Genomic DNA, 13,962 nt, shown 5'->3' on the forward strand with positions numbered 1-13,962 from the left:
TGACCGCTCCGACTGCATGTAGGCGCGATTGTTACATCGTCCATAGCTTCATTCCGTCGGGCACCTGTCCCGACCCCGCAAGCGCGTTCTTCAGATCGACGATCCCGCCACCTGGCGCCAAATGCTTTGTAAAACCGGCAAAATTCTCGACCAGCTCGCGGTGGGGCACGGCCAGGACGATCAGATCATAGGCCTCGACGGGCGCGGCGACGAGCGTCAGGCCATATTCGTGCAGCGCTTCGGACGCCGAGACGAGCGGATCATGGACGTCGACCTGGTGGCCAAGACGCTGGAACGCGGCGACCAGATCGGCCACCTTCGAGTTGCGCAGGTCGGGGACGTTCTGCTTGAACGCCAAGCCGAGCATCAACACCTTGACGGCGCGCGCGGTGCCCGACCCCGCAAGCCAGTCATGCACGTCTTTTGCCACCCACGCCGCCATACCGTCGTTCATGTCGCGGCCCGCCAGGATGATGCGCGGATCGCAGCCGAGTTCGGTCGCGCGGTGCGCGAGGTAATAGGGGTCGACGCCGATGCAGTGCCCGCCGACGAGGCCGGGCTCGAACTTCAGGAAGTTCCACTTGGTCCCTGCCGCGGCGAGCACGTCCCACACCGATAGGTCCATCTTCGCGAAGATCTGCGTGATCTCGTTGACGAAGGCGATGTTGATGTCGCGCTGCGCGTTTTCGATCACCTTGGCCGCCTCGGCCGCCTTGATCGAGGCGGCGCGGAACACGCCGCCCGTCGTCACCTTGTTATACAGGTCGGCGATCGCCTCCAACACCTCGGGAGTCTGGCCGGAGATCACCTTGGTGATCCGGTCGACGGTGTGCTCGCGGTCGCCCGGATTGATCCGCTCGGGCGAATAGCCGAGAAAGAAGTCCTCGCCGCATGTGAGGCCGCTGACGCGTTCGAGCTCGGGGCCGCAGAGATCCTCGGTGACGCCGGGATAGACGGTGCTTTCATAAACGACGATCGAGCGCCGCCCCGGCTTCAGCATGCTGCCGACGGTGCGCGTCGCGGCCATCACGATGCCGAGATCGGGCTGGTTGTCGGCATCGACCGGGGTCGGCACGGTGACGATGTAGAAATCGGCATCCGGACACGCCGCGGGATCGGTCGTCAGGCGCAGGCTCGATGCCACGAGGCGATCGGCGTCGATTTCGCCGGTGCGGTCATGTTTGCGTTCGAGTTCGGCGATCCGGCCGGTGTCGACATCGAGGCCCCAGGTTTCGAACGACTTGGCCAGCGCAACAGCGAGCGGCAACCCGACATAGCCGAGTCCGACCACTATTACGCGCGTAGTACCGGCCATGTTCGACACCTTATACATGTTCTGCGAGACGTCGTTTTCCTTACCGTCAACGGTCGTAACGACAAGTCGCGATCATTACAGCGTAGCGAGCCGACGTACTGCGCGAATATCTTGCAAGCTTGGGGCAGCGCCGTTTCGCGTCGACCGCGCTTCGGCACGCGAGATTCCGGTGCATCGCGCGATAGTGCGGAGCGAGCCATGCGGCGACCGTTCACAGGGCCGTTTACACGGCCGTTTATTCCGATAAATGGTATTCTCGGAATAAAGAAGGCGGTTGTCCGAAACGGTGGAATCGTCCTTCGGGGATCGCACGTGTCGTCCGACCGACGCCTGGAGCACTGCCACATGAACGACGACCTCGCCGACACTACGCTCACGCGGCTTTCGTCGGCACCGTTGATCCCGTTGTTGCTCGACGACGAGATCGAGGCGGCGCGGGCCTATGTCGCTGCAGCGCGTGCGCCGTCGACGCGGCGGGCGTATGAATCCGATTGGCGGATATTCCTCGCTTGGTGTGCGCCCCGTGCGATCGAGCCGATGCCGGTCGCACCCGAGGCTGTCGCACTATTCCTGTCGGCCGAAGCACAGGCCGGCGTTCGGCCCTCGACGATCGGGCGCCGGCTGGCGGCAATCGGCTATATGCATGCGCAGGCCGGCTTCGACCCGCCGCAGCAACGGCCGGGTGCGGTCGCGATCCGCAATGCGGTGGCGGGGATCCGGCGCACCCACGGTATCAAGAAGGTCCAGAAACGCGCCGCTGACGGCGACATGTTGCGCGACATGTTGCGCGCCTGTGACGGCGAGAGCGTGCGCGCCGTGCGCGATCGGGCCTTGCTGGCGATCGGCATGGCGGCGGCGTTGCGGCGCTCCGAACTGGTCGTGCTGGAGATCGATGACGTCGCGATCACGCCTGAGGGGCTGTTGATCACGATCCGCAAGTCGAAGACCGATCAGGAGGGCGAAGGCGCAATTATTGCGATCCCCGAGGGTCGGCGGATCCGGCCCAAGGCGTTGTTGCTGGCGTGGATCGCCTGTGCCGGGTTCGACACGGGGCCGGTGTTTCGCAAACTGACCCCGCAGGGGCGGATCACAGCCAGGCCGATGAGCGATCGCGGGGTAGCGCTGGTGGTCAAGGCGCGCGCTGCGGGCGCGGGTTACGATCCGGCGCAGGTCTCAGGGCACTCGCTGCGCGCCGGCTTCCTGACCGAGGCGGCACGGCAAGGCGCGACGGTGTTCAAGATGAAGGAGGTTAGCCGGCACAAGTCGCTCGAGATCCTGTCCGACTATGTCCGCAACCACGAACTGTTCCGCGACCATGCCGGGGAGCGCTTTCTCTAGAGCGGACCTCGCATGCCATATCGCACCGAAAAGGAGCGTTGTTATACGCAACGATCACCGATCACCGATCAGCGGATCAGATAAGCGATGTTAGATTCTGTCGACGATCGAACCGAACCAAAGCACTGCATCATTGCAGCAGTGACCTCCATCGATTCCGAAAATAACCAAAAACCGATCCGTAATAGCTTGTATAATGAGCTTTTATATTCTTTCATTCCGAGCCTACAACATATTATTTATCAATTGATTTGATTTAAATCAAATATTTATGCATGCTACGCCCGGCAGGTGAAAAATGTTTGATAAAGTAATAAAAAACAGAGCCATCCCGGCCCTTCTTTTGCTGCTATCGATAGCGATGGTGATCTGGCAAAATTGGCCAGCCCCCGTCAAGCCGGCCCTGGCGGAAATCAGCGAGCAATGGCGGCCGGAACTATCGACAGTTCAATCAATATCCGAGGCTCTACCCATTGTCGCCGTCTACATTTCCCAACAGGTTGGGACACATGACGAGCGGGTCGTTCGCGGCATAGACGCCTTTGTACGCGACCGGTTCGTCCACGGATTTTCGTATATCGCGGCTCGCGACAACTGGCTCCTCAAGTCAACGTTCGGGATGATATCCGACACGTATAGATCGCCGGTCGATGTCGATGATATTCTTCGCCACCGCCGTGCGATATGCAGTCAGCAGAGTATCATTTTCATGGAACTGCTGCGCCGTTATGGCCTGTCCTATGGCGCAGTTCTGTTTGCATGGCCCGACCCGGATCCAACGTATCATGGCCACTTCGCAGTAGCGGCGCGCGTTGACGGCCATTGGCGATATTACGATTCCGACCTTGAAGCGACTGGTTCCCCGTTGGTGCAATCCGTTATCGATGGGAGCGCGATCGCGGAAACCTACCCGAACAATCCCCGGCTTATCGAGCGAATGACATATGCAGCCGCGCATGGCGGCATCGCCCTTGCGCATGTCAATACTTATGCCGCACCGCGGGGTAAACTTCTGCAGGACTTCACCTATGCCATAAGCAAGGTCATGCCGTTTCTTCTGGCTGCCCTGGCGCTTATACTCTTCGTTATGCAGCGAAAACATCTTCGGCGTTCTACGCCAAGACATTGACCTATCTATGGTGCCGAGCGCAACCCGCTTTGGGGACCAGCGCGCAGGGTGTCGAAGGCGCGATGGGTGCGAAAATTGCTGAAGCAAAGTAGGAAACGGCGGTTATGTCTTGCCACTCGTCAAAACGCAGATCAAATAAATAGTCGAAGTCACTCTTCGTCGGTCACCCCAGCCCTCTAAAATTGCGTATTCGGTGTTCGACGCGGCGATAGTCTCTCGGGATTAACCTAGTTTGGTAGCGGCATTTGCGCGATCCGTTGCATTTTGATCCAATACCTTCTGCCAGGCAATTGCATCTCGCGCGCGTTTGCAGGCAAACCTGTGCTTTCTCTTATTTTCCAGCATCTTCATATAAATACACCATCCCATCGCGATCACAACGATTAGAAGAGTGCAAGTAACGATATATATCACAGGATCATCCTCTGTTTATAAAATAAATACTCAATTAAAAAAAACTCGAGGAACCTGAGTTATTATACTTATAAATCCAGACTATTGCTTTTTATAGATAAATTTATTCATTTATATGGAGATTGTAGATAAATAAAATAGGTAATAACTGCAAATATATAACAGATCGCCCAAAATAAAGACCCCTAATATATTGTTTCGTAAAATGTATCAGAGCCGAGGTGGCTATCCTTGATAAAACGATCGGATCGTGGCCAGCGGCAAGCAGTGCCGGGATCGGCATGACGCGTCGTTTTAGCATGTCGACGACCAGCGGCAGTACCTGATACTAAACATCGACCTGTCGACCTGTCGACCTGTCGACCTGTCGGGCTGGTTTATGTGTCTGAAGCTTCGCTTATCTTCTGGAACAAAAAATCCGCGTAGGATCGGACGATCAGGCGGCTGTCGTCTGGCCCGTAAAATGGCGCCGCTTGGGGTGGGGCGCCTGATACGCTCAGCACTCGGTAGCGGCGTGCTACCGACGTATCTGCGAACCGGAAATGGCACCCCCACAGGACGAGCAGTCCGCCGGGGCGTAGTGCGCGGTCGAGTTGGTTAATTGTAGCAGCGAAACGCTCGAACGGCATGATGTCGTCGCATGACTCCGGCAACTCCGCCTCAAGCCGCCCGTGGCGGAGAACGGAAAGGCACAGAACGGCATCGTAATAGGCTTTTCTGGTGGGATCGGGGCGACTGGCGCAGACAAAATTTATCGCTGCCCAATCCGAACGGCGTCGGGCGTCGCGGCGCGCCCGCGCGATGCATGCCGGGTTGATATCCACCGCATCGATCTGCGCGCCCGGTAGGTGGCGCGCGAGCGTAAATACTTCCTGCCCCGTCGAACAGCCGAACGACAGCAGACGGGGGCGGGCGAGGTCGTCCAGATGTGACGCCGTGGCGGCGAACAGTAGCGGATGGCGATTCGTCCAGGTGTTGGTCGCCGGCTGCAGAAGTTCCGCCCGCGCCGATCGTTCCAGCCGCAGGGTCGCTGCCTTGACCGGCGACACCAGCGATTGCGTCGTAACGACGATGCGCGTCAGCCATTTACCACCCGGCCAGCGCCGTACGGTGGCACCCCACGTCCTGCGGCCGCGATAGGTTAATGTCGGGACTTGCCTGCTCATCGCCAGCTGCTACCTTTGGGTTCCATCACAACCATGCCAGCGTGCCGAAATCGATCAAGCGCATACCGATGACGACGGGGCCATATGGCTGGCCCATATCGCTCCTGTGGCGGGCAGGACGGCGGACGCAGCCATGCGTGATCCCTGTTCAATCGTTCTTGAGCCGCGCCGGATGCTCACAATCGCGCAACGCGTTACCGCCCTGCGTGTGGCGGTCATGGCTGCACCGCAAAAAACCGCCTTGCGCGCCGAACTAGTTGATCATCTCATCACGTTGGAGCAATTTGACGACGCACTGACGCTCATCTCAAAATGCCCCGACGGCGGGCGCAACTACGGCGCGCAGATGGCTCTGGCGACTTGCCGCCTCGTAGGGAAAACGCGAAGCGGCGACGACGCTGCATATGTCGCTGCCGATTGTGCCGCCAACGTCGCTCCCACGCCGCGCAGTCTTTCGGCAGCGCTGGCCCTTAGAGCCAAAGCAGAACGCCGGCTGGGCTATGCCACGACCGCGCAGGCGACACTGATCGCCGCGCTGGACCTAGACCCCGCCAATATCGATGCCTGCAAGCGGCTTACAGCGCTGCTGATTGCGGCGGGCGATTCTGCTGCGGCGTTGGCGCTGACGGACACGTTGTTGGCCCGCGGCATCGCCCATCCGCAGGTCCTGAACGCCCGAGCCGTGGCGCAGGCGCGGCTTGGACGGATCGATTTTGCACGCGAAACGGTGGGGTTCGACCGCTTCCTGCACCGCGCCACGCTGGGGCCGCCCGAAAGCTATGCCGATATCGAAGCGTTCAATGCTGCAGTCGCAGAAGAACTGGTCGCGCACCCTACGCGACGTCGCGACCCGTTCGGGTCGGCGTCGCGTGAGACGATCCGTGTGGACGCACCAACCAGCGGCAATGCACCGCTCGCGACGGTGCTGATGGAACAGATCACCCGCGCCGTGTCAGACTATGTCGACGCACTGCCCCCGGACACACATCCGTGGCAACAGGCGCGTCCGTCTCGCGGTATCGTACATGGCACTTGCGCGATCACTGGGCCCGACGGATTCGAGACATGGCATATCCACCAACAGGGCTGGCTTAGCGGGGTCTATTATGTAGCAGTACCCGATGGCGTGGTCCACGGCACCGGGCCCGACGGTTGCATTGCGTTCGGCCTAGATGATGCTTTCGCCGGCGCCGAGGCTTCGGACGCCTATGGGCAGACAGTGATCCGGCCAAGTACCGGTATGCTAATGCTATTCCCGTCGCACTGCTATCATCGTACCTTTCCTCACCGCGGGGACGACCGCAGGATCTGCATGGCGTTCGACGTGTGGCCGCGCTGACCTCGATGGCGGTGCGGTGCATCGGCTTTGGCCGTCGGATTTCGACCGAAATCGCGCTACCCGGGGCGCTCGTCGACAAAGATCCCCGCGCGGCACAGATCGTGATCCGCCGCATCGCGCTCCCGATCGCGAACTGTCAAACAGAGCCGACACTGCTGCGAGACGGCGCCACCTTGTGCTTCACCCCGCACGGCGTGGCAGAATATCGCTGTGCCGCGACTGATCCCGCCACGATCGATGTGATCCCGCGCCCCCATGTAGCCGAGGACGAACTCGCAGCGCTGCTGATCGCAACCGCGCTTCCTGGGCTGTTGTGGCTGCAGGGCGCCTTCATGCTTCACGCCACTGCCGTGCAGATGCCGGGGCGCGACCAGGCGATCGCCATCGCCGCCCCATCGGGGACCGGCAAATCGACCATGCTTGCCGCACTCGCCGCGCACGGCGCTCGCGTTCTTGCAGACGATACCGTGTGCTTGCATATCGGCGACAGCGGATCGATCGAAGCTAGCGGACTGCCGGGCGGCTATTTTGCCCGTGAGGCGGATGATGATGATCTCGATCGGCGCTTCGTGACGATCGATCCGACCCGCGCCTTGGCGCAAGCCAAGCTGCGCGCGATCCTATTCCTTACACGCCATCCGGCGGAAACATCGGCGAGCTTCGTTCGTCTGACCGCGCTTGAGGGGCTGGCGGCGCTCCTGTCGCATCGACATCGCGCGGCGATTCCGGCCCTGTTCGGCAACACGGGTCGGTGCTTGGCGGATGCGACGCGGATTGCACGGCTACCTGCGTATGCGTGGCGCCGCCGTACTGGATCAATCCCCTTGACGCCCTATGAATGGGCCACGATTGACCGATTAAGTGGAGGATAGGACAATGACTGAGCGACGCTGGCAACGCGCCCCAAACTGGTACGGCGCTGAGTTTGAGGACAGTCTGGTCATGGTCGATGTCGAACTCGGCACGTACGTCGGCCTTAACGACACGGCTGCGGCAGTGTGGGAAGTAATCGAGCACCCCGCCACCAGCGACGACATCGTACGCTATCTGCGCGCTCGATTCGACGTGCCGGCCGACGTGTGTGCGGCAGCAGTCGATGCCGCGCTAGTGCGGTTCTGCGATGCCAAACTCGCCGTTATCACTTGATTGAGGTCAGCCTTCACGCCACCGCGTTAGGAATTCGCAGGCATGGGCCGTCAGCTGGACTCGAAACGTATCGTCTAGTTCAGGAGACTGGCCCGATGCGATGCGTTCCAGCCCATCGCCCAGCCATTCCAGGTCGAACCATTCGTCGCACTTGCTGCGACGGAATGCGGCGATGCGGGCCAGTGCCGCTGGTACCTGCTCGACCAGCCGGAGTTCATAGTCGGGTGAGAACGGCATTCCCGCTCTCCGCCGGGTAATCGTTTCTGGTAGACGACCGGTGAGGACAGCACGCGCCGGCCAGCGTGTCATTCCCTCCCCCACCATGAAATTCGCGGGGAAGCCGGCGAACAGCCGCAGCAGCCGGATATCATGGAATGGGCGCACAAGACGTAATTGCCCTGCCCGCATCTCACTCACGTCGCGGCGCATTGGCGCTCGAGCGCCCGCGGAATAGTCCCATGTCTCCCCGGCATAGCGGAACCAGCGCGGATCCCGCTGGCCGGCGACCGCGTTCATCACGGCCGGCCCTGGCGTCATTCGGCGGTCACGTGCTAATGCAACGTTGAGAAAAGCGTCTAAGGGAGTGGCGCTCCTCGCGTAACTCAGTTGGCGGACCACGTTGCGTGCCGCGTCGCGGATCTCACGCGCGAGATGGCGCGGCCACCCGTGCCAGGAAACTATCGGCGTCGGCGCGGTGAAGGTCAGTTCACCATGGCCGCCGTCGAACAGTTGGCCGATCCCTATCGCTTTGGCGGTTTCGGCGAATGCTGCATAGACATAGTCTCGCGGTGATAGCGGCGGAAAATTGCTCGCACTCAACGTGCCTTCCGATGGGCGGTAAATATTGACGTCCAACGGGGGCACGACGCGATTCAGTGGCATCCCCAAAGTGTCGGCAACGATCGCGGCAAACGCCGTTTCGTCGGTGACGCCCCGGCCTGGCGCGACGGCCGAACTCAGCGCTGGCAGCGACGAGCCTCCCTCGGTCGCCAGGGCCCAGGCGACGAGCGACGAGTCGAGCCCACCACTGAGTAAAATACCCGATTGCGGCGATCGTGCCAGTTGCCCCCGGACAATATCGCGTAGCAAGCCTTCCGCGGCCTCCATTGCCTCGCCCCGGCTGCCCATCCACCGTGGTACGCTGATGAAAGGATCAACGACGTGCGTAGACACATTCCCGGTTTTGGAAAGCGCCACGCAGCCGCCGCGCGGCACGCTTCGTACACCACGCACTATGGCGTGCATGCGCTGCTCGTCATCGAGGGTACAGTTCGTTAGCGACAGCAGGAAGGCATCTTCGTCGAGGTCGCGACCGACCCAGGCAAGTCGGCTCAGCACATGTATCGAAGGCGCGATCGCGAGCCGTGTCCCAACGTGTGCATAAAGCAACGGCATGCGCCCGCCGATGCCGACGAGCATTGTCACGGTGCCCCGCGCGTCGTGATCGAACATTAGCCAATCACCCAGCATCTCGGCGGGCAACGCCGCCCCGAATCGATCGAGTGCGGTGCGCACGAGCCGTATGACGGGCGTTGTTGGTAACAGGCCAAGCCGGTCGGCGATCTCTACCGGCTCGTCCAGATACCCTAGGAACAAGGTTGTGCGCTCGCCGTCTGCGAGGCAATGTACCGCGTCCGGTGCGATGCCATCGACCGCCGCTGCAGCTATCTTGACCCCGAGCGGTACGTCCAGACCTAGCAATGCAAGATCGCGCTGATCGACGGGTGCGCCATCAAGGTCGAACCGCGCGTAAATGCCGCTCAGTTCCATCGGCGCAGTCCTCATCCTCGCCATTACGTACGCGTCATCGTTGCCATCGGACTGCCGTCATCAGATCCGGCGACGAAGCCGAGGCGCTGGTACAATCCGATCGCAGGATTGTCGCGCCGTACCCGCAGCGATGTCGCCATATCCAGTCGGTCGGCAACCTGTAGCCACGATGTCAACAGCCAAGTCCCGTAGCCGAGCCCCCGCGTCACGGGTAGAATGGCAACATCAACGCATCGGCTGTGCCCGAGAGTGCAGTCGATCATCAACCGTCCGATCGGCTGATCACCGCATAGTAGGATACGACGCGTTGCGTGCGGATACGCAGCGGCATGGCCAAGTCGCTGGATTACAGATTGCTGGTGAATGATATTGTCCGACGCCAGTCCCTGAAGCGGCGAGCATACCGCTGCAAGAAAATCGAGAAATATGGCATCGGCCGCCACCTCTGCGCGTAGCGTCAATCTGCACGTCCGATGACAAGCATCGGTATTGATCGCTATTGCGGAAGTCGGAATGCTGGGCAATGTCCTCCGACTATGAACGTGTCGAGTTTGGGAATGTAGATCCATCGGGACCGCGACCGTTGAAGATTTCGCTATCTGCGACATCCAACACCTCGATCCGCGGATCGTTCCAAGGCTTCAGTAGCACGGGTTGGTCGGAGTTTTCCATATCGATATCCTCAGGCAACAACATCTATTTACGAATCGCGTAAGCTAGACGAATGGAACGCATAGACTACCCATCAGCGGTTGCAATACGTTCGATTGCATCTGTAAAAAAGGTTGTCTAGCATCGTCCGATGACACCCGCACACTTGGACACGCGCGCTATCGCGATCGACGAATTCATCCCGATGGTAGGGCGTACACTTCTCGCGGACTGCGATCCGTGCGTAGCCGAACTCGTACTAGTAGCTGTCCACCCCCACGACCGACAAATATCAGCGCGCATCTCTTTTACCTTGGTCTTTCGATCTGAATCGGAAATCCAGCTTGTGACGGGCATGTATCGCTTGCGTTCCAGAAATTTCGGGCCGGATACCGTCTATATCGAGCCGATGATACCGCCATGCGACGCCGTTCGGGGCAATTATTATCAGGCTGTCTTCAATTAGGGTCGGCAACCTAGCGGCTGCCGACCCGCATGATAGTCAAGGGCGGCTTGGAAATATGCCCTCAACCGCGATGATCATCGTCAGTACCTGATAGGGGCTGAGAACGGATACGGGCTGGCTATTGCCGGCCGGCGACACCGATACGGTGCCGGCTACGTTTAATCCAGCAAGCTGCGTATCGGTCGCCGATCCCGCCGGCGTGTAGATTGCTGGTTTGGACGCTCCATTGGGTGCGATGTCGGTGGCTCGGCCCAACGCAGCGTTCGCAACGGGCCCGACGGTCTTGCCTTGTACGGCGCTCGCCGCTGACAAGGTCGAGCCGATTCCCGAAAAAACCGCAGCGTGTGTGTGTGTCGGCAGCTGCGCAGACGTCAGCGCTACGGCTTCGGTGCCCGCTGACTGGCCAAGCGTATAATTGGATGTGCCGCTGCTCTGCCCCGTTCCGACCGCGGTGCGGCCGCCGAGATTGGGAAGGCCGAACGTCTGTCGGCCATCACCGCCGAATGTAATACCCAACAACGAGAATAGCGCCTGATTTTGGCTGATAGGCAGCAACTGGCCATTGCATGTTGCCCAGCCTCGCGGCGCGAAGTTGAAGCCGACAGCCATGATCTGGCCAAGAAAGGGATCCATCGTCCGATATCCTCTGCATTTCGATTATTGGCAGCTACGCGACACACCTGAGCAACGACGAAGCCTTTAACGGTCCGGCCCTTGAGCAGCTAAATGCTACACCTTCATTAGTTCGGGTCAACTGCCATAACATCCAATTTGATCAGGTGTTATTGGTCGACCTCAGATCGGATTACCACGAGCGTCGAGATAGCCGAACCGGCGCATGACCTCGCCATGATCGGCAATAATCTGGGCGACCTGCGTGTCATTCAGGTACTGGCGCCAATTGCCCGAAACCCCTTCGCGAAAGAAGCGGATCATTGCGGGTGGCCGCTCCGCAAAGCCCTTTTCTGCTTCCTGTGCACGTAGGTTGGCAAAGCTGCTGTGCCGCACCGCCTCGGCAATCCGCGCGGGATCGGCGACGACTTGCAGGAAATGCGCCGCATCGGTCAACACGCCCTGCGGATTGGCGTGCATGTCCTCATAGCGTATCACGTGAACCGCTATGTCAGCCGCATCGACCCAGCTGCGGACGTGGCCAGACCAGTCGAGATAGATCTGGCGTACCTGCGTCGCGAGCCGGTCACGATGTCCATTATGGCCATGTGTCGGGTCGCCCATATAGGTGATAGTGCGATCGATTGTCCGCCCGTTGTGCGCTGCATAGGATAACGCCACATCCAGCGGGTTGCGCAGAACATAGACAACACCAAGCGTCGAAGTGCCCCCGAACATCGGCGTACCGTTTCGCAGCTGGACGTAGGCATCGTGGACCTTGTGATAATCCACGCCAATGCCGCCCGGACGCCAACCGTAGACTGCCGGACGCAGCTGGTCGACTTCGTCAAAGTCAAGATCTCCCGTGTCGAACCCCAAGACCGTATCCAACCAGTTCCGCGAACTCGCGATCGGCGTATCTAGCGCATTGATGTCCGCAGGCATTTCGCCACCGTTGAGCAGGTTGCGCAGCCAAGCGCGAAACCACGTGTTGCCCGACTTGGGGTAGGATGCGAGCCAGTAGATGCCACGCCTTGCCGTCAGCGGACCGCCCCTAGATCGTCCAATATGGTATCGATTACACGATCAACCGTGAAGCCGCGTGCTGGTCGCGCGATCCGCGCGACGCGGACGTCCGCCGCCAATCGCGCGCACAGCGAGAGGTACAGTGAACGCTGCCCCATCGCTTCGACGAACTGCGGCCGGTAAATGTTGGACCGCACCTCGTTGAACTTGGCGAACCCAGCCAGCGGTTCGATCGTGACTATGTCGCCGTTGGTAATTGCGAGCGTGTAGACAGCGTGAACCGGCACCACGGCATCGGCGAAGCCCGTCGACACCGGATAGCTGAACTTCTCCAATTTGGGCCGGATCCTATGCAGCGGCGCGGTGTCGATCGCCAGCGCCTGCGTGGTATCTGCCCACAGCTTAATCCGAGGAAGTCCCGGGGTGACGCAGCGGTGATCGTCGACCATCACAAGGTCGTCGGTCAACAGCGGGAAACCGCGCCGGTGGAATCCTGCCGCAAGCGTCGATTTGCCCATGCCCGCGGGGCCAACGCACACCACGCAGCCGTCCCCGACGCGTATGGCGTTGCCGTGCAACATCAGGTGACGGCGTTGTGCCAGCAGAACGCCCAGGGCTGTTCCGAGCAGGAAAGCGCGGATGCCATACATATCGCCCGCTTGGTCGCGATCGATTACGATTTTTCGTCCCGCTGCAATCCGAAACCGCGCGATGCCGGGAATGCACAGCCAGAATTGCTCTGGCGTCGCCCACACGAACGGCCCGATCCGCTGCGCGGTATTCGGCCCCGCCTCAGGCACGGTACCAAGAGTTATCGCGATGTCTGCGTCGTTTTCCGCTGCATCTTCGGCGAGCAGTTCAGGAAGCGGCAACGCGCTGCCGATGGCAAGTCCATAGGCGCGATACCGATGAGGTAACGCGGGCTGCATCGCCCCATCAATCGATAGCACGACGGCGATCCGATCGGGGCAGGTGAACGAAACAGGCGACAGTCCCGAAGCGCTGCGGACTTGCTTGTCCACCGCACACGGTCAATGTACCGCTGGATACCCAGGCATGGGCTTCCAGCTTCCCGGCACGCGCGCTATTCGCGGCCGCAAAGCGTGCACCTAACTGCACCGCATACGGCACGTTGAACCCTCGGCACAATAGCGCCGCCGTCAGCGCCTGCGGATAGCAATCCGCGCGGAAGGGAGCATGTCGCCCGGCGATGCCGATCGCCCGCCCGATGCGCGCCGCACGCGCCAGCTGCCGCGCCGTGTTCGGTGGTGACGCGATCATCGCGCCCCGGTCCGCGCCCAGCCGACGCAGGATATGTCGCGAAGCAAGCAGCGCAATGATCAAAGACGACGCGCCGATCATCCACCAGCACGTGACGACGAGCAATAGGTCCGCAGACGACAGAGTCTTCGCGGTTCTCCATTTGCGCGCGACCGTTCGGACCACACCAAGTTTTGCTGCAATTTCGAGGATTAGGCGCTCCCGTTTAAATGTCCGCAACGTCATACGACCGCCGATTGACAAATTTATCCTAACCGGCAAGCAATCGCCATGACAAGGCTTCGATTGTACGATCCGACCAAGGCATTG

Annotated in this window: 14 protein-coding genes; 6 read left to right on the forward strand and 8 right to left on the reverse strand. The window is 60.4% G+C overall.

All coding sequences use genetic code 11. The features are described from left to right. Nucleotides 1-31 precede the first annotated feature (31 nt). The gene (locus tag ACLBWL_RS17300) at nt 32-1,315 is read right to left on the reverse strand and encodes a nucleotide sugar dehydrogenase (RefSeq protein ID WP_447795134.1); all 1,284 of its coding nucleotides are present in this window, start codon (nt 1,313-1,315) and stop codon (nt 32-34) included. A 345-nt stretch (nt 1,316-1,660) separates the two neighbouring features. On the opposite strand from ACLBWL_RS17300, the gene ACLBWL_RS17305 reads away from it, so the two are divergent. Together ACLBWL_RS17305 and ACLBWL_RS17310 are read left to right on the forward strand one after the other, a co-directional pair. Next, nucleotides 1,661-2,653 carry a site-specific integrase gene (locus ACLBWL_RS17305; RefSeq protein ID WP_447795136.1) on the forward strand — a complete coding sequence of 331 codons (993 nt, stop codon included), beginning with the start codon at nt 1,661-1,663 and terminating at the stop codon, nt 2,651-2,653. Nucleotides 2,654-2,951: 298 nt separating this feature from the next. After that, complete coding sequence (locus ACLBWL_RS17310; protein ID WP_447795138.1) at nt 2,952-3,782, forward strand: hypothetical protein; 831 nt, start codon at nt 2,952-2,954, stop codon at nt 3,780-3,782. Nucleotides 3,783-4,573: 791 nt separating this feature from the next. Here the strand turns inward: ACLBWL_RS17310 and ACLBWL_RS17315 are convergent. Continuing rightward, complete coding sequence (locus tag ACLBWL_RS17315; RefSeq protein WP_447795140.1) at nt 4,574-5,362, reverse strand: class I SAM-dependent methyltransferase; 789 nt, start codon at nt 5,360-5,362, stop codon at nt 4,574-4,576. A gap of 133 nt (nt 5,363-5,495) precedes the next feature. On the opposite strand from ACLBWL_RS17315, the gene ACLBWL_RS17320 reads away from it, so the two are divergent. From ACLBWL_RS17320 to ACLBWL_RS17330, 3 genes are read left to right on the forward strand one after another with little or no spacing between them, the layout of a single operon-like run. After that, complete coding sequence (locus ACLBWL_RS17320) at nt 5,496-6,701, forward strand: putative 2OG-Fe(II) oxygenase (protein WP_447795142.1); 1,206 nt, start codon at nt 5,496-5,498, stop codon at nt 6,699-6,701. Then, nucleotides 6,689-7,573 carry a hypothetical protein gene (locus tag ACLBWL_RS17325; protein WP_447795143.1) on the forward strand — a complete coding sequence of 295 codons (885 nt, stop codon included), beginning with the start codon at nt 6,689-6,691 and terminating at the stop codon, nt 7,571-7,573. Before ACLBWL_RS17320 ends, ACLBWL_RS17325 begins: the two co-directional genes overlap by 13 nt. Nucleotides 7,574-7,577: 4 nt before the next feature. Continuing rightward, nucleotides 7,578-7,847 (forward strand): PqqD family protein, encoded by a 270-nt coding sequence (locus tag ACLBWL_RS17330; RefSeq protein WP_447795145.1) that lies wholly within the window; start codon nt 7,578-7,580, stop codon nt 7,845-7,847. Nucleotides 7,848-7,853: 6 nt separating this feature from the next. Here the strand turns inward: ACLBWL_RS17330 and ACLBWL_RS17335 are convergent, their stop codons facing one another. Further along, complete coding sequence (locus tag ACLBWL_RS17335; protein WP_447795147.1) at nt 7,854-9,617, reverse strand: asparagine synthase-related protein; 1,764 nt, start codon at nt 9,615-9,617, stop codon at nt 7,854-7,856. A gap of 23 nt (nt 9,618-9,640) precedes the next feature. Beyond that, nucleotides 9,641-10,078, reverse strand: a complete 438-nt coding sequence (locus ACLBWL_RS17340; RefSeq protein WP_447795149.1) for a GNAT family N-acetyltransferase — start codon at nt 10,076-10,078, stop codon at nt 9,641-9,643. Between the two features lie 341 nt (nt 10,079-10,419). Here ACLBWL_RS17340 and ACLBWL_RS17345 point away from each other — a divergent pair, with 341 nt between their 5' ends. Continuing rightward, the gene (locus ACLBWL_RS17345; protein WP_447795151.1) at nt 10,420-10,734 is read left to right on the forward strand and encodes a DUF6916 family protein; all 315 of its coding nucleotides are present in this window, start codon (nt 10,420-10,422) and stop codon (nt 10,732-10,734) included. Between the two features lie 36 nt (nt 10,735-10,770). On the opposite strand, the gene ACLBWL_RS17350 is transcribed toward ACLBWL_RS17345, so the two are convergent. The 4 genes from ACLBWL_RS17350 to ACLBWL_RS17365 form a co-directional block, all read right to left on the reverse strand. Continuing rightward, nucleotides 10,771-11,367 (reverse strand): phage tail protein, encoded by a 597-nt coding sequence (locus tag ACLBWL_RS17350; protein WP_447795153.1) that lies wholly within the window; start codon nt 11,365-11,367, stop codon nt 10,771-10,773. 162 nt (nt 11,368-11,529) lie between these two features. After that, a complete protein-coding gene (locus ACLBWL_RS17355) occupies nt 11,530-12,414 on the reverse strand; it encodes a sulfotransferase domain-containing protein (RefSeq protein WP_447795238.1) in 885 nt (294 codons plus the stop codon). Then, complete coding sequence (locus ACLBWL_RS17360; RefSeq protein WP_447795155.1) at nt 12,387-13,394, reverse strand: hypothetical protein; 1,008 nt, start codon at nt 13,392-13,394, stop codon at nt 12,387-12,389. Before ACLBWL_RS17360 ends, ACLBWL_RS17355 begins: the two co-directional genes overlap by 28 nt. Next, a complete protein-coding gene (locus ACLBWL_RS17365) occupies nt 13,309-13,878 on the reverse strand; it encodes a lasso peptide biosynthesis B2 protein (protein ID WP_447795157.1) in 570 nt (189 codons plus the stop codon). Before ACLBWL_RS17365 ends, ACLBWL_RS17360 begins: the two co-directional genes overlap by 86 nt. Nucleotides 13,879-13,962 lie beyond the last annotated feature (84 nt).

The sequence above is a fragment of the Sphingomonas sp. M1A8_2b genome, assembly GCF_053345535.1.